This is a genomic window from Bosea sp. RAC05 (genome assembly GCF_001713455.1).
In the GTDB taxonomy this organism is placed as follows: domain Bacteria; phylum Pseudomonadota; class Alphaproteobacteria; order Rhizobiales; family Beijerinckiaceae; genus Allobosea.
In genome coordinates this window covers 2,733,765-2,754,309 of record NZ_CP016464.1, presented here as the reverse complement: position 1 = coordinate 2,754,309, position 20,545 = coordinate 2,733,765, and the positions used below count along the sequence as shown (strand labels likewise).

The 20,545-nt window shown below is 69.4% G+C and carries 22 protein-coding genes; 8 read left to right on the top strand and 14 right to left on the bottom strand.

The features are described from left to right. Positions 1–15 precede the first annotated feature (15 nt). The 3 genes from BSY19_RS16505 to BSY19_RS16495 all read right to left on the bottom strand — a co-directional run bounded on the left by BSY19_RS16505 (position 16) and on the right by BSY19_RS16495 (position 2,822). Positions 16–1,080 carry a YeiH family protein gene (locus BSY19_RS16505; RefSeq protein ID WP_236840379.1) on the bottom strand — a complete coding sequence of 355 codons (1,065 nt, stop codon included), beginning with the start codon at positions 1,078–1,080 and terminating at the stop codon, positions 16–18. An 86-nt stretch (positions 1,081–1,166) separates the two neighbouring features. Beyond that, complete coding sequence (locus BSY19_RS16500) at positions 1,167–2,447, bottom strand: UxaA family hydrolase (protein WP_083247655.1); 1,281 nt, start codon at positions 2,445–2,447, stop codon at positions 1,167–1,169. 87 nt (positions 2,448–2,534) lie between these two features. Continuing rightward, positions 2,535–2,822 carry a UxaA family hydrolase gene (locus BSY19_RS16495; protein ID WP_069055092.1) on the bottom strand — a complete coding sequence of 96 codons (288 nt, stop codon included), beginning with the start codon at positions 2,820–2,822 and terminating at the stop codon, positions 2,535–2,537. 86 nt (positions 2,823–2,908) lie between these two features. Between BSY19_RS16495 and BSY19_RS16490 the strand changes: the two genes are divergently transcribed. The 3 genes from BSY19_RS16490 to ruvX all read left to right on the top strand — a co-directional run bounded on the left by BSY19_RS16490 (position 2,909) and on the right by ruvX (position 5,307). Beyond that, the gene (locus BSY19_RS16490; RefSeq protein WP_069055091.1) at positions 2,909–3,673 is read left to right on the top strand and encodes a GntR family transcriptional regulator; all 765 of its coding nucleotides are present in this window, start codon (positions 2,909–2,911) and stop codon (positions 3,671–3,673) included. Between the two features lie 75 nt (positions 3,674–3,748). Beyond that, positions 3,749–4,726, top strand: a complete 978-nt coding sequence (locus BSY19_RS16485) for a tripartite tricarboxylate transporter substrate-binding protein (protein ID WP_150129642.1) — start codon at positions 3,749–3,751, stop codon at positions 4,724–4,726. Between the two features lie 74 nt (positions 4,727–4,800). Continuing rightward, positions 4,801–5,307: a Holliday junction resolvase RuvX gene (ruvX, locus tag BSY19_RS16480; protein WP_069055090.1), complete on the top strand. Its 507-nt coding sequence runs from the start codon at positions 4,801–4,803 to the stop codon at positions 5,305–5,307. A 74-nt stretch (positions 5,308–5,381) separates the two neighbouring features. On the opposite strand, the gene BSY19_RS16475 is transcribed toward ruvX, so the two are convergent. Beyond that, the gene (locus tag BSY19_RS16475) at positions 5,382–5,759 is read right to left on the bottom strand and encodes a hypothetical protein (protein WP_069055089.1); all 378 of its coding nucleotides are present in this window, start codon (positions 5,757–5,759) and stop codon (positions 5,382–5,384) included. Positions 5,760–6,046: 287 nt separating this feature from the next. Here BSY19_RS16475 and BSY19_RS16470 point away from each other — a divergent pair, with 287 nt between their 5' ends. Both BSY19_RS16470 and BSY19_RS27990 read left to right on the top strand, forming a co-directional pair. Next, positions 6,047–6,961 (top strand): AEC family transporter, encoded by a 915-nt coding sequence (locus BSY19_RS16470; RefSeq protein ID WP_069055088.1) that lies wholly within the window; start codon positions 6,047–6,049, stop codon positions 6,959–6,961. A gap of 259 nt (positions 6,962–7,220) precedes the next feature. After that, positions 7,221–7,376, top strand: a complete 156-nt coding sequence (locus BSY19_RS27990; RefSeq protein ID WP_171905160.1) for a hypothetical protein — start codon at positions 7,221–7,223, stop codon at positions 7,374–7,376. Positions 7,377–7,434: 58 nt separating this feature from the next. Here the strand turns inward: BSY19_RS27990 and dprA are convergent, their stop codons facing one another. Next, positions 7,435–8,643, bottom strand: coding sequence for a DNA-processing protein DprA (gene dprA, locus BSY19_RS16465; protein ID WP_069057180.1), 1,209 nt, complete (start codon positions 8,641–8,643; stop codon positions 7,435–7,437). A 16-nt stretch (positions 8,644–8,659) separates the two neighbouring features. Then, on the bottom strand, positions 8,660–9,283 hold the full coding sequence (plsY, locus tag BSY19_RS16460) for a glycerol-3-phosphate 1-O-acyltransferase PlsY (RefSeq protein ID WP_069055087.1): 624 nt from the start codon (positions 9,281–9,283) through the stop codon (positions 8,660–8,662). Positions 9,284–9,489: 206 nt separating this feature from the next. Here plsY and BSY19_RS16455 point away from each other — a divergent pair, with 206 nt between their 5' ends. Next, entirely contained in the window at positions 9,490–9,927 is a 438-nt protein-coding gene (locus tag BSY19_RS16455; protein ID WP_069055086.1) for a translation initiation factor 2, read from the top strand. A 40-nt stretch (positions 9,928–9,967) separates the two neighbouring features. Here BSY19_RS16455 and pyrC read toward each other — a convergent pair whose 3' ends face one another. From pyrC to BSY19_RS16440, 3 genes are read right to left on the bottom strand one after another with little or no spacing between them, the layout of a single operon-like run. Beyond that, positions 9,968–11,269 (bottom strand): dihydroorotase, encoded by a 1,302-nt coding sequence (pyrC, locus tag BSY19_RS16450; protein ID WP_069055085.1) that lies wholly within the window; start codon positions 11,267–11,269, stop codon positions 9,968–9,970. Continuing rightward, positions 11,262–11,486, bottom strand: coding sequence for a hypothetical protein (locus BSY19_RS16445; RefSeq protein ID WP_069055084.1), 225 nt, complete (start codon positions 11,484–11,486; stop codon positions 11,262–11,264). Before BSY19_RS16445 ends, pyrC begins: the two co-directional genes overlap by 8 nt. Positions 11,487–11,490: 4 nt before the next feature. Continuing rightward, positions 11,491–12,435 carry an aspartate carbamoyltransferase catalytic subunit gene (locus BSY19_RS16440; RefSeq protein WP_069055083.1) on the bottom strand — a complete coding sequence of 315 codons (945 nt, stop codon included), beginning with the start codon at positions 12,433–12,435 and terminating at the stop codon, positions 11,491–11,493. A 155-nt stretch (positions 12,436–12,590) separates the two neighbouring features. Here BSY19_RS16440 and BSY19_RS16435 point away from each other — a divergent pair, with 155 nt between their 5' ends. Together BSY19_RS16435 and topA are read left to right on the top strand one after the other, a co-directional pair. Next, on the top strand, positions 12,591–13,718 hold the full coding sequence (locus tag BSY19_RS16435; RefSeq protein ID WP_069055082.1) for a serine hydrolase domain-containing protein: 1,128 nt from the start codon (positions 12,591–12,593) through the stop codon (positions 13,716–13,718). Positions 13,719–13,963: 245 nt separating this feature from the next. After that, positions 13,964–16,666: a type I DNA topoisomerase gene (gene topA / locus BSY19_RS16430; RefSeq protein ID WP_069055081.1), complete on the top strand. Its 2,703-nt coding sequence runs from the start codon at positions 13,964–13,966 to the stop codon at positions 16,664–16,666. A gap of 23 nt (positions 16,667–16,689) precedes the next feature. Here the strand turns inward: topA and BSY19_RS16425 are convergent, their stop codons facing one another. From BSY19_RS16425 to BSY19_RS16405, 5 genes are all read right to left on the bottom strand, one after another. Beyond that, entirely contained in the window at positions 16,690–17,157 is a 468-nt protein-coding gene (locus BSY19_RS16425) for a DUF6644 family protein (RefSeq protein WP_069055080.1), read from the bottom strand. Between the two features lie 6 nt (positions 17,158–17,163). Next, the gene (locus tag BSY19_RS16420; RefSeq protein WP_442856652.1) at positions 17,164–17,568 is read right to left on the bottom strand and encodes a DUF6152 family protein; all 405 of its coding nucleotides are present in this window, start codon (positions 17,566–17,568) and stop codon (positions 17,164–17,166) included. An 89-nt stretch (positions 17,569–17,657) separates the two neighbouring features. After that, positions 17,658–18,833: a DUF2778 domain-containing protein gene (locus BSY19_RS16415; RefSeq protein WP_069055079.1), complete on the bottom strand. Its 1,176-nt coding sequence runs from the start codon at positions 18,831–18,833 to the stop codon at positions 17,658–17,660. Between the two features lie 204 nt (positions 18,834–19,037). Continuing rightward, positions 19,038–19,985: a ring-cleaving dioxygenase gene (locus BSY19_RS16410; RefSeq protein ID WP_069055078.1), complete on the bottom strand. Its 948-nt coding sequence runs from the start codon at positions 19,983–19,985 to the stop codon at positions 19,038–19,040. Positions 19,986–20,119: 134 nt separating this feature from the next. Beyond that, complete coding sequence (locus BSY19_RS16405; RefSeq protein WP_069055077.1) at positions 20,120–20,458, bottom strand: hypothetical protein; 339 nt, start codon at positions 20,456–20,458, stop codon at positions 20,120–20,122. Between the last annotated feature and the right edge of the window lie 87 nt (positions 20,459–20,545).

Sequence of the window (20,545 nt, the reverse complement as noted above, 5' to 3'; positions counted from 1 at the left end):
CTTCCGGTGATGGCGTCAGCCGAGCGCGAGCAGGCTGCCGGTGACGATGACGAGGATGACGAGGCTCGTGCCGGTGACGAGCACCAGATGGCGCCAGCCGAGCCGCGCCATCGCGCCGAGCGAGGTGCCGAGCCCGAGCGCGGCGATCGCGACGAGCAGGCCCCAGGTCGAGACGGTCAGCAGGAGCGTGCGGATCGGCGGATAGACGCCGGCCAGGGCCGGCTGCACCGCGAGCACGCTGTTCACCAGGCACAGCACGAGGAACATGATCGCGAAGACCGGGACCGGCACCTTGGCCTTGCCGGCGACGTCTCCCGCCCGCTTCGCATCGTCATGGACGAGCCACCAGCCAACGATCAGCACGGCGGGCAGCAGCAGGAAGACGCGGAACAGCTTGACGATGATCGCGGCGTTGGCGGCCTCGACCGAGACCGCCTGCCCCGCGCCGACGACCTGCGCCACGTCATGGATGGTGGCGCCCAGCATGATGCCGGTTTGCGACGGCGTGAAGCCGAGCCAGACGCAGATCAGCGGATAGGCCAGCATCGCCACCGTCGAGAGCGCGTTCATCGCGATGACGGTGAAGGCGACGTCGGCGGCCTTGCTCTTGTAGTCCGGCACGACGGTCGCGGTGGCGAGGGCCGCCGAGGCGCCGCAGACGGCGGTGGCGACGCCGCCGAGCGCGCCCATGCCGGTCTCGCGGCCGAGCCAGCGCGCCAGCAGGAAGCCGGAAAGGATGGTGGCGGCCATCGCAACGATGACGAGGAGAGCCGTGGTCAGGCCGAGCGCGATGATGTCGCCCAGCGCGACGCGCAGGCCCAGAAGCCCGATCGCCCAGCGCAGCATCTTCTTGACGCAGAAGGTCATGCCGGCCTGGAAGCGCGGCGCGTTGGCCAGAGGATGCAGAACCATGCCGATGATCAGGGCGATCACCACGGCAGGGATGCCGAAACGGCCGCCGGCGGCGGATTTCACCAGTGGTTCGGCGATGTAGGCGGCGACCGCGACCGCGGCGGACAGCACGATGCCGTCGAGGAGCGGACGCCAGGCACTGACGCGGATCGTGGTCGCAAGGGACAAGACGGAAGGCTCCCGAAATCCAGGCCGGAGCGGAACGGGGTCGCCGGGGCACCGCGTGCGGCGGTGCCCCGGCGACCGGCTGCGGCTCAGGCCGAGCGGTATAGCTTGGTCATCGAGAACTCGCGATGGCCCAGAGCCTCGGCTGCCGTGAGGCGGCCATTCGCCGTGCGCACGATGTTCTCGATCAGGGCGTCGCCCGCCTGCGGGATCGTCATGTCGCGGCGCAGGATGCCGGAGACGTCGACGTCGATATGCTCCGGCATGGTGCGCATCGTCTTGGGGTTGCCGGTGATCTTAATGACCGGGACGATCGGATTGCCGATGACGTTGCCCTGCCCGGTCGGGAAGGTGTGCACGACATAGCCGCCCGCCGCCATCAGGGTCACGCATTCGGCCGCGGCCGAAGAGGTGTCCATGTAGTAGAGGCCCGGCCCCTTGGTCGGCGCCTGCGCTGGCTCGAGGATGTCGATGTATTTGCACTCCCGGCCGATCTTCTCGAGGTTGCCGAGCGCCTTCTCCTCGATCGTGGTCAGTCCGCCGGCGATGTTGCCCTTGGTCGGCTGCGAGTCGGAGAGATCGTCGGTCTTGTGGGCCTCGATCACGTCGTCCTGATAGGCCTTCCACATCTTGTACCAGCGCTCGCCGACCTCGGGCGTTGCCGCACGGGCCTTGCAGAGATGCTCGGCGCCGGTGATCTCGGAGGTCTCGCCGAAGACGCCGTAGACGCCGCGCGGGATCCACTTGTCGTACATGTTGCCCACCGTCGGGCAGGAGGAGAGGCCCGTCGTGGTGTCGGACTCACCGCACTTGGTCGAGACCCAGAGCTCCTCGATACCGCATTTCACGCGCTGCAGCTCGGTCGCCCACTGGACGAATTCCTTGGCGACGTAGGAGGCGCGGGCGATGGTCGAGATGTCGCCATGGCCCTCGATGCCGAAGCCGACCACGGGCTTGCCGGTCTTGGCGATGCCGTCGACGACACGCTTGGTCCAGCCGTCCTCGATGCCGACGACGACCACGGCGGCGACGTTGGGGTTGGAGCCCGTGCCGATCAGGGTGCGGAAGTGGAGCTCGAGATCCTCGCCGAACTGCAGGCGGCCATAGGCGTGGGGGATCGCCAGCGTGCCCTTGACGTTGTTGGCAACGGCCTCGCAGGCGGCGTTGGAGAGATCGTCGAGCGGCAGCAGCAGGACGTGGTTGCGCACGCCGACGCGGCCGTTCTCGCGGCGCCAGCCGAAGAAGGAATCGAGGTTGCGGCCGGTCGGGCGGCGGACGACGGGGGTCTTGAACTCGGGCGCCTCGATCTTGCGACCCTTGATGCGGGCGAGCTTGCCTTTGACGAGATCGAAGTTGGCGACGATCGACATGGGGCGTTTCCTCTTGTGCTGGGCGGGCTCGACCTGGCCGGGAGCCCTGTTCTGGTCGGGATCAGTCTGAAATCGGCAGTGCCGCGCTCACCAGCGCTTGGTCTTGGCGTTGTGGACGTGGAGATGCTCGCCCTGCTTCACGTCGGCACGGGCCTGGCCGATGTCCTGGCCGTATTTCCAGATCGTCTCGCCCTTCTTGATGTCCTTGAGCGCGACCTTGTGACCGATCGGGATGTCCATCTTCGCGGTCAGGCGGAAGTCGGAATTGTCGTGGGTGATCACGCACAGCATGTCCGTGCCGGCCTTCAGGCCTTCGACGACGACGACGCCGACGGTGTCCTTCTTCTCGTGGACCAGGAGGTGGGGCTTGCTCATGGGATTTCCTCGCTGCGCTCTTTCGCCCGGCTCCCGCCTGCAATTCAGGACTCGACCGGCCTCGCGACAAGTCTTATATAAGACAGATGACTGAGCACAAGCTCGAAATTGCAGCGCCGGCCGAGACGGCAGGCGGAGCCGAAATCCTGGGATTTCGGCCGCTTTACCGTCAGGTGAAGGCGAATTTCGTGCGGCGACTCGTCGAGGGCGTCTGGGCCCCCGGCACGGCGCTGCCGAGCGAAGGCCAGCTCGCGAGCGAGATCGGCGTCAGCCAGGGCACCGTCCGCAAGGCGCTGGACGAGCTCGCCGCCGAGAACCTGCTGGTGCGCCGCCAGGGCCGCGGCACCTTCGTCGCCGAGCATGACGAGCAGCGCATCCTGTTCCAGTTCTTCAAGCTGGTGCCCGATGACGGCGTGGCGCGTTTCCCCGACAGCACCGTGCTGTCCTGCGCGATCGCCGCCGTCGACGCAGACGAGCAGGCCGCCCTGGAGCTGGGGCCGGAGGCCGCGGTCATCCGGATCCGGCGCATCCGTTCGCTCGGGGGCCGCCCGTCGGTCCTCGAAACCGTGAGCCTGCCGGCACAGCGTTTCCCGGGACTGGCCGACGGGCCGGTGCCGAACAATCTCTACAGCCTGTTCGCGACCCGCTACGGCGTCACCATCGCCCATGCGCGCGAGCGGCTGAAGGCGGTCGCGCTCTCGGCCGAGGAGGCGCGCCATCTCGGCGCCGCCGCGGGAACGCCGGCCCTCGCGATCGACCGGATCGCGCTGTCGCTCGAGGGCTCGCCCGTCGAGCGCCGGTTCAGCCTGTGTCTGACGGAGGAGGCTCACTACCTGTCAGATCTGCGCTGAAGCGTTCGCGGTCCCTGAACTTCCCCCCCAAGCCGCCACAGAGCGGCCGTTCATCACGACCCATGGAGGATACGCATGAGCATGACCAAGAGGGCGGCCCTGGCCGCATTGCTGTCACTGGGGCTGGCTGCGCCGGCGCTGGCGCAGAGTTTTCCGACGAAGCCGATCACGGTGATCGTCTCCTTCGCCGCGGGCGGACCGAGCGACGTCATCGCCCGGCTGCTGGGCGAGCAGATGAGCAAGACGCTGGGCCAGTCGGTCGTGGTCGAAAACGTCGCCGGCGCCGGCGGGACGGCGGGCGCCAAGCGCGTGGCTGCGGCCGAGCCGGACGGGCACACCATCCTGATCCACCATCTCGCGCTGGCTGCGGCGCCGTCGCTCTACAACAATCTCGGCTATGAAACGAAGACGGCCTTCGCGCCGATCGGGCTGGTCAACACCGGGCCGATGGTGATCGCGAGCAAGCTCGCCCTGCCGCCGACGGATGCGAAGTCGTTCTTCCCCTACATCAAGGCGAATGCCGATAAGCTGACGGTGGCGCATGCCGGCGTCGGCTCCAACTCGCATCTCTGCGCCGTCCTGATGTCCCAGCAACTCGGCGCCAAGTTCAACCAGGTCGCCTATCGCGGCACGGGCCCCGCGATGAACGACCTCGTCGGCGGCCAGATCGACATCCTCTGCGACCAGTCAACCTCGGCGATCCCGCAGATCACCGGCAAGAGCATCCGCGCCTATGCGGTGACCTCGGCCCAGCGGCTCGACGTGCTGCCCGACGTCCCGACCATGGCGGAAGCGGGCGCGAAGCTCGACATGACGATCTGGCACGGTCTCTACGCGCCCAAGGGCACCCCCGTCCCGGTGCTGGACAGGCTCAACGCCGCACTGCGGACGGCGCTGAAGGAGCCGTCCGTGCTCGAGAAGTTCAAGGCTTTCGGCACCAGCACCTTCCCCGAGAGCGAGATGACCCGCGAGGCCCATGCCAAGCTGTTCGCGGCCGAGGTCGACAAATGGGCGACCTCGCTGGCGGCCGCCGGCGTCAAGCCGCAGGGCTGAGGCCATCGCTCCCGCGCCGGCCCCGCCTGCCTGCGCCGCTCGCCTCGCGCGGCGGCGCATGCTAGGGGCCGGCCATGTCCAGCAATGTCGTGCCGATCGAGACCTTCGCCGCCCTGCCCGATCATGCGCGGCTGCTCGGCCTCGATATCGGCACCAAGACCATCGGGCTGGCGCTCTCCGACGTGGAGCGCCGGATCGCGACGCCGCTGGAAACAATCAGGCGGATCAAGTTCACGCAGGACGCCGCCGCGCTGCTGCAGATCGCGGCGAAACATGGCGTCGCCGGGCTGGTCGTCGGCCTGCCGCTCAACATGGATGGCACGGAGGGGCCGCGCGTCCAGTCGACGCGGGCCTTCGTGCGCCATCTCGTGCCGCTGACGCCGCTGCCGATCCTGTTCTGGGACGAGCGCATGTCGACGCTGGCGGTCACCCGTACCCTGCTCGACGCCGACGCCTCGCGGGCCAAGCGGGCCAGCGTCGTCGACAAGATGGCGGCCGCCTACATTCTCCAGGGCGCGCTCGACCGGCTCACCCGGATGGAAGCCGCGGCCGCGGACGCGGCCGATCCCGACCAGCCCTGACGGGCCGCCTCTCCGGACAAGGAAAAGCCCGCGCGTTCGCACGCGCGGGCTTCCGAAGTGCTCGTCCTCGACGCTCAGCGATGGTCGCGGAAGTCGTAGGGCTGGTGGTAGTAGCGGCGGTAGACCGGCGCCGGCGCATAGACCGGCGCAGGCGCATAATAGCCGTCGTCGTAATAGGGATCGGCATAGGCGTTGCGGCTCGCCGCGATGGCGGCCGCGCCGAGGATGCCCAGCCCGACGCCGGCTGCGACGGCGGCGCCGCGGTTGCTGCGATGCCAGCCGCCGCGATAGCCGCGGTAGCGGTACTGGCTGTACTCGGCCTGGGCCTTGTCCAGCCGGGCCGGATCAAAGCCCGCTGGCGCCCCCGCGGCGAAGGCCGGCGCAGCGAAGCCGGCGGATACGACGCTCAGCGAGGCGAGCGCGACGATGGCGGTCTTCCTCAGCGACATCATGGTGGATCTCCTGTCTGCGGGGACGCCCCCGACGTGCGGGCAATGTCGTCCCCGGCGGTTGAATGCGGCGTGAACCGATCGCGGCCGGATTGCGGCAGACGCAACGCCGCCCTGGGGCTGCGTCCTTGCTCGACGCCGGCGGCCATGAAATGGGAAGCGGGTCGTCCGCTCCGGATGCCATGGCCGCCTGCTTCCACAACGGCCGACGGGCGCGCCGGTTCCCCATGGGCATCGATCCCCACCGGCTCCCCGCAGGCGCCCCCGCCCCTCCTCTCCCCCCTGAGACCATGCTGACCAGCCTGATCGCCGTCTTTCTCGTCATTGCCACCGGCTGGTTCCTGAAGGCACGCGGCATCGTTGCGCCGAACCATTGGCTCGGCGTCGAGCGGCTGACCTATCAGGTGCTGTTTCCGGCGGTCGTGATCCACACCCTCGCCGTGGCCGATCTCAGCCGCCTGCCCGTTCTGGCGATGGGGCTGAGCCTGGTCCTGGCCATCCTGATCGTCGCCGCCCTTCTGCTGCTGGCGCGCCCGCTGCTGGCGCGCGCGGGCGTCGACGGGCCGGCCTTCACCTCGATCTTCCAGGGCTCCGTGCGCTGGAACACCTTCGTCGCGCTCGCGCTGGCGGCAGGCCTGCAGGGGCGCGACGGGACGACGCTGATGGCGATCGCGGTCGCCGCGATGATCCCGCTGCTCAACGTGATGTGCGTGCTGGTGCTGTCGCGCTTCGCCCATGGCCGTCCGATGAGCCCGCTGGCGACGATCCGATCGATCGCCTTCAACCCGTTCATCTGGTCGTCCGCCGTCGGCCTGCTGCTCAACCAGCTGCAATGGATGCTGCCGGCCGCGATCGTGAGCTATCTCGACGTGATGGGACGCGCGGCTCTGGGGGTCGGGCTGCTGGCGGTCGGCGCCGGGCTTGACCTGCGCAGCCTGGCGCGGCCCCGCATCGCCCATGTCGTCGCGGTCGTGACCAAGCTCGTGGTGATGCCGCTGCTGGCCTGGACGATCGCGCGCCATCTCGGCCTTTCGGGCCCTGCCCTGACCATGACCGTCGTCGCGGCGTCCGTTCCCACGGCGACGGCGGCCTATTTCCTCGCCCGCGATCTCGGCGGCGATGCGCCCCTGATGGCCGAGATCACGACGCTGCAGACCCTGCTCGCCCTGGCGACGCTGCCGCTGGCCGTTCTTTTCCTCGTGTAGACCCATACATTCGCTTGAGATTTTATCTGGATACACGTTAAAATTGCAGTCGCCCCTCTCGGTTCGGAGGGACGCCATGGCTGGGATTGGGCCCAGACTGCTCGGGGATACGTCAGAGATGACGGCGCATGGACGAAACCCGCCGGTTCCGGCGGACGACACCGACAGGGACGGACAGGTCGCGACACCGGCGCCTAGGCAGCCGCATGCGGCGACGAGGGTGCCGCGAAGTCCCCCTGCGCATGCGGCCCCGTGGGAAGTGGCGGGCTATATCGAGGTTCTCGTCGCCGAGATGCGATGGATGGCGCATTCGGCCGCCCTCGACAGCCTGGCCTATTTCCTCGAAATGGCGCGGCTGGAAGCCGCGATCCAGGCACAGCGCCCGACCCGGCGCTGCCCCGATCACAGTCGCTGACGTCGCGGCGACGCCCTGCCCTTGACTACCTCCGGTTGTAACGGGCCCCGAGGGGGCGTCACCCCTCGACGCGGGACAGGGCGCCGCCGGGGTGGCGCCGGATTGCGCCCTCCAACTCGAGATCGAGAACGGTGCGGCTGACCTCGCGGGCGCTGCAGCCGCTGGCGCGCACGAGGTCGTCGAGCGACACCGCCGCACCGCCGAGCAGGGCCAGCACGCGCCGCCGGATCGAACCGGCGTCGTCGGCGGCATCGACGGAGCCCTCCGTCACGGGCGACGGCTCCGGCCAGCGCGCCATCGGGGCGGGCTCGATGCCGGGGAGGTCGAGTTCGTCCCAGAGCGGCTGCGTCGGCGTTTCTCCCGCCCCCTCCCGCATCGTCGTCGCCGGGGGCATCAGCGCCGCGACATCGCCGACCAGCGGCGCCAGCGCCTCGACGACATGGGCCGCCTCGGCACAGAGCGTCGCGCCCTCGCGGATCAGGTGGTTGCCGCCCTCGGCGCGCGGATCGAGCGGCGAGCCCGGCACCGCGAAGACGAGCCGGCCCTGCTCGTTGGCGAAGCGGGCCGTGATCAGCGAACCGGATTTGCGGGCCGCCTCGACCACGACCGTGCCGAGCGAGAGCCCCGAGACCAGGCGGTTGCGGCGCGGAAAGTCCCGCCCCCGGGGCGCGAGACCGAGCGGCATCTCGCTGATCGCGGCGCCTTCGGCCACAAGGCGCTGCAGCAGCGGCAGGTTCTGCGGCGGGTAGACCTCGTCGAGACCACCGGCGAGGACCGCCACGGTGCCCGTCCCGAGGCTCGCGTCATGAGCCGCGGTGTCGATGCCACGCGCCAGGCCCGAGACCACGACGAATCCCGCCTCGCCGAGATCGCGCGCGAGCCTTGCGGTGAATTTCAGCCCGGCGGCGGAGGCGTTGCGCGAGCCGACGATGGCAACGCAGGGCCGCAGCAGCACATCGACCCGGCCGAGAACGGCGATCAGCGGCGGGGCGGTGTCGATCGCCTGAAGCGCGGGCGGATAAGCGCCCTCGCCGAGGGCGAGCAGACGCCCGCCGAGCCGGTCCAGCGCCGCAATCTCGCGCTCGGCCTCGGCCTGCGGACAGATCCGAATGGTCCTGCCGGCCTGGCGCGCGAGATCCGGCAAGGCCTCCAGCGCCGCCGCGGCGCCGCCATAGCGGTTCATCAGCGAGCGGAAGGTGCGCGGGCCGACGCTTTCGCTGCGGATCAACCGCAGCCAGTCGAGACGCTGGCGATCGTTGAGGACGATCCCAGCCATGGGCGCCTCAGCCCTTCTGTCCGATCTTGCCCTCGCTGCCGGCGAGCAGGCGGGCGATGTTGGCGCGGTGCATGAACCAGAGCAGCGCAGCGAGCACCGCCATCAGAGCGGCCGCCTTGGCGTCCCGCACCCAGAACAGCAGGAGCAGCGGCGTCAGCAGGCTCGCAATCAGGGCCGACAGCGACGAATAGCGCGTGAGATAGGCGATGCTGAGCCAGAGCGCCGCGAAGACGAGCGCGATCGAGCCCTTCAGCGCGATCAGGATCCCGAGGAAGGTGGCGACGCCCTTGCCACCCTTGAAGCGCAGCCAGACCGGGAAGAGATGGCCGAGGAAGGCGCCGAGCCCCGCGACGAGCCCCGCCTCGCGCCCGCCCAGGAGCGCCGCCGCCAGCAGGACCGCCGCCGTGCCCTTGAGCATGTCGCCGAGCAGGGTCAGCGCCGCCAGCTTCTTGTTGCCGGTGCGCAGCACATTGGTCGCGCCGATATTGCCCGAGCCGATGCTGCGCAGGTCGGGCCCGCCGCTCAGGCGCGTGAGGATGATGCCGAAGGGAATCGAGCCGAGCAGATAGCCGAGCGCAAGCGCCGAGGCCGCGACCGCCCAGGACAGCCCCCAGTTCAAGATCTCCGGCATGTGCCATCCCTGCTTCGCTTCGGCGCCTAGATGTAGAGCAGGAGCCGCGTCGAGGGAAACGCCTGTTTGTGACGCCGGCGACAACGCCCGACCGGCCTCCCGCGAAGCCTGGGGAAAACCGCCGACGCCACCGCCGCGATCTCGACATAGCCCCCTCCGACATGCCAACCGAAGCACGAAGAAACCGAGGCAAAGGCATCTAAACTATGAGACTTTTTCTGACTGTTGCTGTCGCGCTCAGCGTGAGCGCCTGCGGGACCGTGACGCGCGGATCGAACGAGGACGTGACCTTCAACTCGGAGCCGGCCGGCGCCAAGGTGACGACCTCGACGGGTCTCGTCTGCCCGGCGACGCCCTGCACCTTCCCGATCAGCCGCAAGCAGGAATTCATCGCGACCTTCGAGATGCCGGGCCACCATCCCCAGCAGATCGAGGTCAAGACCGAGGTCAGCGGCGGCGGCGCGGCCGGCATGGCCGGCAACGTGGTGGCCGGCGGCCTCATCGGAGTCGCGGTCGACGCCAGCACGGGCGCCTCCTACGACCATACGCCCAACCCGGTCTTCGCACGGATGGTGCCGATCCGGCCCGAGCGGCAGCCGGTCGTCCCGAGCCGCCAGCGCCGCAGCGGCACGCCGGGCGTCTGAGCGCAGTATCCCGACACGCCGCCGGCCGGGTGCTCTGCGCTCAGCCGGCGGCGTTCTCGTAGACCACGCGGCCGCCGACGACGGTCGCCTGGACGATGCCTTCGAGGCGCGCCTCGTCGAAGGGCGAATTCTTGGCGCGCGACTTGAGCTTGCGCTTGTCGACGACATAGGGCGCGTCAAGGTCGAGCCACATCAGATCGGCGGGCGCGCCGGGCGCGAGCCGGCCGCAGCGCAGGCCGAGAAGATCGGCCGGCTTGGTCGAGAGTGCCGCCAGCAGGTCCGGCAAGGCGATCTGGCCGGCCTGGACCAGGCGCAGTGAGGCCGAGAGCAGCGTCTCGATGCCGAGAGCGCCGTCGGCGGCCTCGGCGAAGGGCTGGCGCTTGGTCTCAACATCCTGTGGATCGTGATCGGAGACGACGACGTCGATGACGCCCTCGGCCAGCGCAGCGGCCAGGGCCAAGCGCTCGGGCTCGTCACGCAAGGGCGGCGAGACCTTGCAGAAGGTGCGGTAGTCGCCGACGTCGTTCTCGTTCAGCGTCAAATTGTTGATCGAGGCCCCGCAGGTCACGCGAAGCCCGTCGGCCTTGGCCCGGCGGATGAGCTCGACCGAATCCGAGCAGGAGATCATCGCGGCGTGGTAGCGCCCGCCGGTGGCGCGGGCGAGGCGCAGATCGCGCTCCAGCATCACGGTCTCGGCCTCGCGCGGAATGCCCGGCAGGCCCTTGCGGCTGGCGAACTCGCCCTCGGCCATCACGCCTGAGCCGCGCAGATCGGGATCCTCGACATGGTTCATGATCAGCGCGTCGAAGTCGCGGGCATAGATCAGGGCGCGGCGCATGATCTGCGGGTTGCGCAGGGCCTTCGCTCCATCCCCGAAGGCGACCGCGCCGGCCTCGAGCAGCAAACCGAACTCGGTGATCTCCTTGCCGAGCAGCCCCTTGGTCAGGGCCGCGCAGGGCAGGACGTTGACGATCGCCTTGTCGCGGGCGCGGCGCTTGATGAAGTCGATGATCGCGGGGTCGTCGATCGGCGGGTCGGTGTCGGGCCGGCAGACGACAGTGGTGACGCCACCGGCCGCGGCGGCCTGCGATCCCGTGCCGAGCGTCTCGCGGAATTCGGCGCCGGGCTCGCCGAGGAAGGCGCGCAGATCGACCAGGCCGGGCGCGACGACGAGGCCACGCGCGTCGATGCGGCGCGCTCCCTCGGGCGAGGCTGGCTCCGAGCCCCAGGCGACGTCGGCGATCCTGCCGTCCCGGAGCAGGAGTGCACCCCTGCCCTGCCGGCGTGCCGCCGGATCGACCAGCTCGGCATTGGCGATGACGGTGGTCGGCGAGTCAGCCATTGCGGTCTCCCAGACCCTTGAAGATCGCCAGCCAGAACCAGAGGATGCCGACGAAGAGAACGATGATGAAGCCGCCGCCGAGAATGAGGGCCCAGGTCCAGCCCGAGCCCGCATCGTCATGAAGCAGCATCGCCGCCAGAGCGACATAGGCGAACAGCAGGAGCCAGAGCGCGCCCTTCGCCCTGGCCGCCAGAACGCCCGTCGCGAGCCTCAGCATCGCGTCACAGATTGGGCAGGTGCTGCGCCAGCGCGTCGAGCACCGCCATCCGGACCGCGACGCCCATCTCGACCTGCTCGCGGATCAGCGACTGGGCGCCGTCGGCGACCTCGGAGGAGATCTCGACCCCGCGGTTCATCGGACCTGGATGCATGACCAGCGCATCGGGCTGGGCCCGCTGCAGCTTCTCACGATCGAGACCGAAATAGCGGAAATACTCCTTCGAGGAGGGCACGAAGGCGCCATGCATGCGCTCGAGCTGGAGGCGCAGCATCATCACGATGTCAGCGCCTTCCAGGCCCTTGTTCATGTCGGTGAAGACCTCGACGCCCATGCGCTCGATGCCGGCGGGCAAAAGCGTCGAGGGGGCGATCAGGCGGACCTTGGCGCCGAGCGCATTGAGCAGGATGATGTTCGAGCGGGCGACGCGCGAATGCAGGATATCGCCGCAGATCGCGACCGTCAGCCCCATGATCCGCCCCTTGTTGCGGCGGATGGTCAGGGCGTCGAGCAGGGCCTGGGTCGGGTGCTCATGGGCGCCGTCGCCGGCATTCACCACCGAGCAGCCGACCTTGCGGGCCAGCAGATGGACCGCGCCGGCCGCATGATGGCGCACGACAATGATGTCGGGCCGCATCGCGTTCAGCGTCGCGGCGGTGTCGATCAGCGTCTCGCCCTTCTTCACCGAGGAGGACGCGACCGACATGTTCATGACGTCGGCGCCCAGCCGCTTGCCGGCCAGCTCGAAGGAGGCTTGCGTCCGGGTCGAGGGCTCGAAGAACAGGTTGATCTGGGTGCGGCCGCGCAGGGTGGCCGTCTTCTTCTCGACCTGGCGGGAGAGCGCGACATAGGCGTCGGCCCGGTCCAGCAGCGCCTCGATGTCCAAATGGTTCAACCCCTCGATCCCGAGGAGATGCCGGTGCGGATAGAGCGGGGCTGGCGATGTCATTTGAAGAGGGGTGTTTAGGCGCGAGTCGGCTTTGGCGCAAGCCGCCTGCCGCTGTTGTCACCATGCGGTTGACCCGATGGCGGCGCCGGCAAAACGCCGCTACGCCTTGGGTTCGGCGACCATGCCGCCCCCTGCCCGCCGTGAGGAGCCCGCCCATGTCCCCCGCCGCCGTTCCCGCCGCCCATGGCGCGACCTGGAGCACGATCGCGCCGGCCGAGGCCGGGTTCGACGAGGCCCGGCTGGCGGAGGCGGTCGCCTTCGCGCAGGCCCATGAGAGCCCCTGGCCGAAGAGCCTGTTCTACCCCGATGGAAGTTATGTCGGGAATCGAGAATGGAACGAGAGCGGACCGTGGACCGAGATCGTCGGGCCCGTGCGCGGGCGCGGCGGCCCGGCCGGTCTGGTGCTGAAGGGCGGGCGGATCGTCGCCGAATGGGGCGACACAGGCCGCGCCGACATGACCTTCTCGATCGCCAAGAGCTATCTGTCCGTGCTGGCGGGGCTCGCCGTCGCGGACGGGCTGATCGGCGATCTCGACGAGCCGGTGGCCAAGAGCGTGCCCGGACCCGTCTTCGAGAGCGCCCACAACGCGAAGGTCACCTGGCGGCATCTGCTGCAGCAGTCCAGCGAATGGCAGGGCGAGATCTTCGGCAAGTCGGACCAGGTCGACCACAACCGCCAGATCGGGCCGGGCGCCGACAACAGCCGCAAGGGCCAGAAGCGGGAGTTCCACGCGCCGGGCAGCTTCTACGAATACAACGACGTGCGGGTGAACGTGCTGGGTTATGCGCTGCTGCAGCGCTTCCGCCGGCCTCTGCCCGACGTGCTGTGCGAGCGCATCATGGACCCGATCGGTGCCTCCCCCGACTGGGAATGGCAGGGCTATGAGAATTCCTTCGTCGAGATCGACGGGCAGCGCATGCAGTCGGTGCCGGGCGGCGGCCACTGGGGCGGCGGCCTGTTCATCGGCGCGCGCGACCATGCCCGCTTTGGCCTGCTGATGGCGCGGGGCGGCGATTGGGGCGGGCGCAGCCTGGTCCCGGCCGACTGGATCAAGCAGATGGTGGCGCCCTCCCCGACGCTTTCGAATTACGGCTTCCTGTGGTGGCTGAACCGCGGCCCCACGGCCCGCCCGGCACTGCCTGCCAGCGCCTATTGGGCGCTGGGCGCGGGCACCAACGTCATCCTGGTCGATCCGGAGAACGACCTCGTCGCGGTGCTGCGCTGGATCGACGGGGCGGCCTATGACGGCTTCCTGGGCCAGCTCTACGGCGCGATGGCCTGAAGCCGGCCCCGGTCGGGAGCGACCAGCGAGTTCGATCGCCGAGGATGCATGCCCCCTGACCGGCCAGCGCCGGGCATTGTGGCCAAAACGACGCCGAACGTCACAATCGGCATTCGGCGTTTGACACGGCCTGCTCGCTGAACCACTTTCGCGCGCAATTCCAAACGCCCTCGTCCGTCACCGGTCGCGAGATCGCCCCAGGGCCATTTCGCGCTCCGATGAGGCTGTTACCGAGACACGCCATCATGAAGCTCCTCGTCGTCGAGTCGCCGGCCAAGGCCAAGACGATCAACAAATATCTCGGTTCGGACTACGAGGTGATCGCCTCCTTCGGGCATATCCGCGACCTGCCGGCCAAGGACGGCTCGGTCGATCCCGAGCACGACTTCGCGATGAAGTGGGAGATCGAGGGGCGCGGGGCCAAGCAGGTCGCCGAGATCGTCAAGGCGCTCAAGGGCGCCGACAAGCTGATCCTCGCGACCGACCCCGACCGCGAGGGCGAGGCGATCTCCTGGCACGTGCTGGAGGCGCTCAATGCCAAGAAGGCGCTGAAGGGCATTCCCGTCGAGCGCGTGACCTTCAACGCGGTGACCAAGGATGCCGTGCAGACCGCGCTCGCCAATCCGCGCCAGGTCGACCAGGCGCTGGTGGATGCCTATCTGGCGCGGCGCGCGCTCGACTATCTCGTCGGCTTCACCCTCTCTCCAGTGCTCTGGCGCAAGCTGCCGGGCGCCCGCTCCGCGGGGCGCGTGCAGTCGGTGGCGCTGCGCATCGTCTGCGACCGCGAGCGCGAGATCGAAGCCTTCCGGGCCCGCGAGTACTGGTCGCTGGTGGCGACGCTGGCGACCGCGGCCGGCGGCGTCTTCGACGCCCGCCTCGTCGGCGCCGACGGCAAGAAGATCACCCGGCTCGACATCGGCACCGGCGACGAGGCCCGCGCCTTCAAGGAGGCGCTGGAGAGCGCCGCCTTCAACGTCGCCAATGTCGAGGCCAAGCCGGTCAAGCGCCACCCCTACCCGCCCTTTCAGACCTCGACCCTTCAGCAGGAAGCCTCCCGCAAGCTCGGGCTGGCTCCGGCGCGGACGATGCAGCTGGCCCAGCGGCTTTATGAGGGCGTCGACATCGGCGGCGAGACGGTCGGTCTCATCACCTATATGCGAACCGACGGCGTCGACATGGACGGCTCGGCCATCGCCGCGGCGCGCCGCGTCATCGGCAAGGAGTTCGGCGACGCCTATGTGCCGGACGTGCCGCGCAAGTACACCGTCAAGGCGAAGAACGCGCAGGAGGCCCACGAGGCGATCCGCCCGACCGATCTCGGCCGGCTGCCGGCCATGGTCGCGCGCCATCTCGAGCCCGAACAGGCCAGGCTCTACGAGCTGATCTGGAAGCGCACCATCGCCAGCCAGATGGAATCGGCCTCGCTCGAGCGCACCACGGTCGACATCGCGGCGACCGTCGCCGGTCGCGACCTCGAGCTGCGGGCCACCGGCCAGGTCACGCTCTTCGACGGCTTCCTGACGCTCTACCAGGAGAGCCGCGACGACGAGGAGGACGAGGACTCCAAGAAGCTTCCGGTGATGAAGACGGGCGAGTCCCTCGAGAAGCGCGCCATCGCGGCCGACCAGCACTTCACCGAGCCGCCGCCGCGCTACTCGGAGGCCAGCCTCGTCAAGCGCATGGAAGAGCTCGGCATCGGCCGGCCTTCCACCTATGCCGCGACGCTGTCGACGCTGCGCGACCGCGAATATGTCCGCATCGAGAAGAAGCGCCTCGTGCCCGAGGACAAGGGCATGCTGGTGACGGCGTTCCTCGAGAGCTTCTTCAACCGCTATGTCGCCTTCGACTTCACCGCCCTGCTCGAGGAGAAGCTCGACCGCGTCTCGAATGCCGAGATCGACTGGAAGGTACTGCTGCGCGAATTCTGGGAGGAATTCACCAAGTCGATCGGCGACACCAAGGATCTGCGCGTCACCGAGGTGCTGGAGGCGCTGAACGGCGTGCTCGGTCCCCATGTCTTCCCGCAGCGGGAGGATGGCGGCGATCCGCGCTCCTGCCAGGTCTGCGGCACCGGCACGCTGTCGCTGAAGCTCGGCAAGTTCGGCGCCTTCGTCGGCTGCTCGAACTACCCCGAATGCCGCTACACCCGCCCTCTGACCGTCTCCGCCGCCGATGGCGAGGCCACCGCCGAGGGCGGCACCGGCGCGCCGGGCGTGCGAATTCTCGGCAAGGACCCGGTGACAGAGGCCGAGGTCACGGTCCGCGACGGGCGCTTCGGCCCCTATATCCAGCTCGGCGAGGGCGAGAAGCCCAAGCGCTCCAGCCTGCCCAAGGGCATGAGCCCGGGCAGCGTCGACCTTGCGACGGCGCTCGCTTTGCTCTCGCTGCCGAAGGAGGTCGCGAGGCATCCCGAGAGCGGCGAGCCGATTCTGGCCGGCATCGGCCGCTACGGGCCTTACGTCCAGCACGGCAAGACCTACGCCAATATCGACAAGGACGACGACATCCTGCAGATCGGCGGCAACCGCGCCATCGACCTCATCGTCGCCAAGGAGACAGGGGGGCCGGGCGCTCGCTTCGGGCGTGGCGCCGCGGTTCCCGGCCGCGATCTGGGCGAGCACCCCACCGGCGGCAAGCTCGTGGTGCGGGCGGGCAAGTACGGGCCTTACGTCAACTGGGGCAAGGTCAACGCGACGCTGCCGAAGTCGTTGACGCAGGAGGCGATCACGCTCGAGCAGGCGGTGGAGCTGGTCAACGCCAAGGCCGAGTCGAGCGGCGTCAAGGGGCCCGGCAAGGCGAAGGCCGCCAAGGCGCCGGCGAAGAAGCCCGCGGCCAAGTCTGCAGCCAAACCCGCAGCGGCGAAAGCAGGCGCCAAGGCCGGGGCGAAGACTGCCACCGCCAAGCCGAAGGCCGCCGCGACCAAGACCAAGGCCGCCGCCAAGGGCTGAGGCCTCCGGGGCCGGCGGCCGCTTCAGAGAAAGCCGATCCAGCGTCCCGCCAGCAGCACGCTGAGCCAGAGCGTGACCGAAGCGGTTGCGCGCCAGCGCACCGCCGCGGTGATGTCACCCGCGAGCGCGCGGACATAGGCCGCGCTGCGGTGCTGCAGGGCAATGTTGGCGAGCGCCAGGGCGAGCAGGCCGAGCTTCCAGAGGAAGGCGGCATTGCGGGCATATTCGACCGGGCGCACCGTGAAGAGCCAGGCGCCGGTGACGAGCGCGAGGCCAAGCCCGATTCCCGCCATGCGCGACAGCACGGGCGCGAGGGCGGCGACCGGGACGCTGCGGAAGACGCCAAGCAGCCGGAGGTCGAGCGGCAGGATCGCGCCGATCAGCAGGGCGAGGCCGAGGATGTGGCTGGCGTTGACGAGGAGATAGGCCGTGCCGCTCTGCTTGAGCAGCACGGCTCCGGGCCATGTCCCGAGACCGGCGAGAAGCTCCATGCGGCCTCAGTTGGTGCGGATACGCTCCGGATACATGTCGTAGTTCTGCCCGGCGATGACGATGCGCACGGCCTTCATGTGGGCCTTGCTCTTGTCGAGATGGCGGTTGCCGAGCGCGGTGATGGCGTCGCCGGGCTTGGCCGTCTCGCCGGTGAAGCCGGAGCGCGCGGTCTGGTTGGGATTGCCGAGGTCGACCTGCCACTCCCTGCCGTCGGCGGCGGTCACCATCAGCATCGGATGCGGCGGGGCCATCGAGATCGTGCGGATCGTGCCCTTGAGCTCCATCTGCTCGCCCTCAGCCCAGGCCCAGCCGTGATGGGCCAGAGCAGGCAGGGCCATCGTGGCGGCGAGAAAGGTGGCGCCTGCCAGGAGGCGGCGCGCGGCGGGGGTGAAGGTCGCGGATCGGGTCATCGGCTGGCTCCCTGTGGGTCGACGGAGCCGAACGCCCCGGCTCGGCCCATCGTTTCCCAACCGATGATCACGCGCCGCTCACCTGCGCGTCAACGCGAGGCGATCAGCGAGGTCGGCGCATCACGCATGCTGGCGACGACGACGATGCGCTTCACCTCGCCGCGCAGATAGGCCTGCAGGAAGCGGTCATAGTCCTTGAAGGAGATGCAGCCATTGGACTGGCCGTTGGGTCCGAGCAGATAGGGGTGGGTCAGAAGGCCGGCGCGGCCATAGATCGCGCTGCTGCCTCCGACCGGATGCATCCGCAGGGCGCGGTGGCCATGGAAGAGCGCTTCACGCTCGACGAGATTGTAGGTGTGGGGCGGCGTCGCGCCATGCATCCGGACATGGACGTAGCGGGGATCGTCCATTTTGTCGCCAAAACCGGAATGGGCCTCCAGCTTTTCGCCGTTGGGCATGTGCACGGTCTTGGCGCTGATGTCGTAGATCGCCGTGGCCTGTGCGGCTCCGGGCGCGGGCCCGAAGGACGGGCTGAGGCGGCGGCCGCGCGAGCGATCGACCGCGTCGTCCTCCGGCGCGGCATAGGCCATGGCCGGCCCCTTGGGCTGGGGCGCCGCGCCGAAGAGCTTCTCGAGGAAGGAGCGGTTGTCCTCGGCCGGCGGGGCCGGCGTCGCGGCGGCGACGCTGGCGGCGCGGCGGGTCGGCTGGCGCAGCGCGATGGCGGGCGGTTCGGCCGACTGCGGCCCCTTGAGGTCGGCCGGGCGCGGCGCCGGCAGCGGCGCGTCCTTGACGATGCGGGTGATGGCCTGCGGCTCGACCGATGGCGCCGCGACGGACGCGACCGCGGCAGGGGCCGGCTGGACGGCAGGCGCCGATGGGGCCGCCGCAGATGAAGGCGGCAGGGCGGCGACGGCGGAAGGCTCGGCTGAGAGCGGGAGGCGAGCGGGCGGGACCGACGCCTCGCTGCGCTGGAGCCCGGCCTGCAGCGGAGCATGCACGCCGAAGGCCGACGGCGTGGTCCCGAGCGCGAAGCCGGGCTTCAGCAGATCGCGATAGCCCGTCGACGAGGAGGCGAGCGAGCCCGTGACCATGACGTCGCGCTGGGCAGCCACTGGGGTGGGACGCTGCACCTCATGACCGGGATCGAGCGCGACATAGCCGATGCCGCAGGCGACGACGATGGCGGCGATCTGGACGAAGACGTTATGGCCGACCCGATAGCGGGTTCGCGGCGCCTTGCGCAGCCTGTAGCCTTGACCCGACATCCCGAACGCTCTCGACCCGACGCAACACACCGACGCCGTCGCAACGGGACGGCGCGAGCCGGCAAAGCGGCCTGCTTCGAGTAGAAGCGGTCTTGGTTAAGGCGGGGTGAAGGCCACCCGGCGATTGCGACAAAAACCAGCGGGGCGGACCGGCTGCCCGGTCCGCCCCGCGATGCTGTCGAGCTCCGCGGCCGAGGCCGCCGGTCACAGCGGCTTGAGGCCGGCCTCGATCGCGGCGCGGCGGCCTTCGAGGAAGGGCGGCAGCGACAGCGCCTCGCCCATCGTCTCGGCCGGCTCGTCGGTGGCGAAGCCCGGCTGGTCGGTCGCGATCTCGATCAGGATTCCATTGGGCTCGCGCAGATAGAGCGAGCGGAAATAGAAGCGATCGACCGGCCCGCTGTTGGGATAGCCGGCCGCGCGCAGGCGCTCGGCCCAGGCGTCGTAATCGGCGAAGGTCGGCGTGCGTAAAGCGAGATGGTGGACACCGCCCGCGCCTTCGCGCGCCTGCTGCAGATCCGGCTCGACCGCGACATGCAGTTCCGCGTCCGGGCCGCCCTCCCCAATCCTGAAGACGTGAATCTCGCCAGTGGCATGGGCGGCGTCGCGATAGCGGCCGATGCGCTCCAGCCCCAGCAACTGCGTCAGCACGACCTCGGTACGCTCCAGCTTCGGCACGGAGATGGTGACCGGGCCGAGCCCGCGGATCTGGTGCTCCGGCGGGACCGGGCTGTTCTCCCACACGACGAAGGGAATCGCGCCGCCATCGGCGAGCAGCGTCAAACGCTGGCCCTCCGGGTCCTCGAAATCGACAGCCGAGCGGCCGTTGATGGTGCGGATCGGCGAGACTGTGACGCCGGCGGCCGTCAGGCGCTGGCGCCACCAATCGAGCGAGGCCTCGTCGGCGACGCGCAGCGAGGTGCGGACGATCGAATGGGTGCCGCGGCGGGCGGGCGGGGCCGGCCAGTCGAAGAAGGTCAGGTCGGTGCCCGGCGAGCCGGCGCCATCGGCATAGAACAGGTGATAGGCCGAGGTGTCGTCCTGGTTCACCGTCTTCTTGACCAGGCGCATGCCCAGCGTCTCGACATAGAAGCGGCGATTGCCCGGCGCGTCGGCCGAGATCGCGGTGACGTGGTGGATTCCGGTGAGCTTCATCTGATGGCCCCTTCACCAATCTCACCGAGCCTGAACAGGCTCGGCTGTTGGGCCAGAGATAGCGCGCGCGGCGGGCAATGGAATGGATGCGCCGGCAATGAGGAGGTTGCAGCCACGCAATCGGGAGCGGCCGCTCAGGGCTTCGACGTCTGCGGCGCGGCGGAGGTGTCGGGCAGGTCGGCCTTGTCACCCGGGTTGACGGGCGTCGTGCAGTCCTGCGGCCTTTTCGTGCAGTCGTAGACCATGGTCGGAGCCGCCGATTCGCCTGAACGCCCGGCATTCGGCAAAATCATGTTCTGGCCCTTGTCGATCTCCGTCGTATTCGTGGTCCTGGGACCGAGGCCGCCACTGGCCTTGGCCTCGGCCGGCGACGAGGGGGCCGTCGTGGTCTGGCCCTGCGGCTGGGCCAGGGCGGCGGAGGTCAGGGCCGCGAGAGCGGTGGCGAGCGCGAGGCCCGGAAGCGAGCGGAGCATCGGATAACCCTTTCCTGGCCCGCGCAGCGTGCGGGCATCGGATCAGGCAACCCTGCGGCAGGCAGGATGTTCCGGAGGCGGCGGCGG